This window comes from Facklamia sp. P12950 (assembly GCF_050409465.1).
In the GTDB taxonomy this organism is placed as follows: Bacteria; Bacillota; Bacilli; order Lactobacillales; family Aerococcaceae; genus Facklamia.
Map to the genome: position 1 here is coordinate 1 of NZ_JBNUPK010000021.1, position 940 is coordinate 940.

Sequence of the window (940 nt, forward strand, 5' to 3'; positions counted from 1 at the left end):
AAAAACTAACTTTTGGGGGTACTTTTATGTCTAAAAATAGGCTTCTGAATTGAAAATGAAAGTGATTGAAGGGTATTTTGAAGGATAATTAGGTTACAAGGCTTTAACAAAAAATAGGGGATTCCTTCACCTTCTTTAGTCAAGAATTGGGTCAACAATTATAAAAGATAGGGGGCAAATGGGTTAAAAGCAATTCAAGGAAAAGCAGATTATTCTTTAGATTTTTAAGCTGAATGTTTTACACTTTAAGCAAAGAATAGCTGCTTCCTATAAAGAAACGGCAATCGCCTTTAACCTTACGAATCCATCAATGCTAGCTAATTGCAAAGGCGTTTATCTTGAAGGGGGTTCTAAAGCTCTGAATAGACCGATAGAAAGGCCGCCCAAAGTGGTAAAGAAACTTAATAAAAACGGACTTCGTCAAAAGAATAAAGTTGCTGATGATTCAGAATTAGAAGAAAAGACTCAACAAATATTTCACGAACTCTATGAAACCTATAGTTATCGACGAATTACGGCTGAATTATACAAAACACACCATCAAAAAATTAACCCTAAAAAAGCTTTACGAATCATGAATAAGCTCGGCTTAAAACTTACAAAATTCTGGCGAAAGTCACGTCGCTATAGCTCTTACAAAGGAACAATTGCTCCCAACCCCCTCAATCGTCGCTTTAGTGCAAAATATCCTCTTCAAAAATTAATCGCTGATGTGACAGCGTTCAAGACAGCCGATGAGCAGAAACTGTATTTAAGGCCTATTATGGAGAACCTCTGACAAGTTATAAGAAACTGATGAATAAGATTAATCAATATATTCACCACTATAATCATAGAAGAATAAAACAAAAATTGAGCGGTATGTCTTTGTTTGAATACCGAATCTATACCATTCAATTAACCGTTTAAATACAAACTCCAACTTTTGAGGTTCACATCA

The 940-nt window shown here is 34.7% G+C and carries 2 protein-coding genes; both read left to right on the forward strand.

Annotation, left to right across the window (positions count from 1 at the left end; genetic code table 11):
* Positions 1-388: 388 nt before the first annotated feature.
* Positions 389-778, forward strand: coding sequence for an IS3 family transposase (locus ACQV2Q_RS08845; protein ID WP_428882507.1), 390 nt, complete (start codon positions 389-391; stop codon positions 776-778).
* A 17-nt stretch (positions 779-795) separates the two neighbouring features.
* Positions 796-909, forward strand: a complete 114-nt coding sequence (locus tag ACQV2Q_RS08850) for an IS3 family transposase (protein ID WP_428882509.1) — start codon at positions 796-798, stop codon at positions 907-909.
* Positions 910-940 lie beyond the last annotated feature (31 nt).

Excerpts from the sequence above, each read along its gene's own strand:
- ACQV2Q_RS08850 (WP_428882509.1), top strand. The coding sequence starts at position 796 with ATGAATAAGATTAATCAATATATTCACCACTATAATCATAGAAGAATA.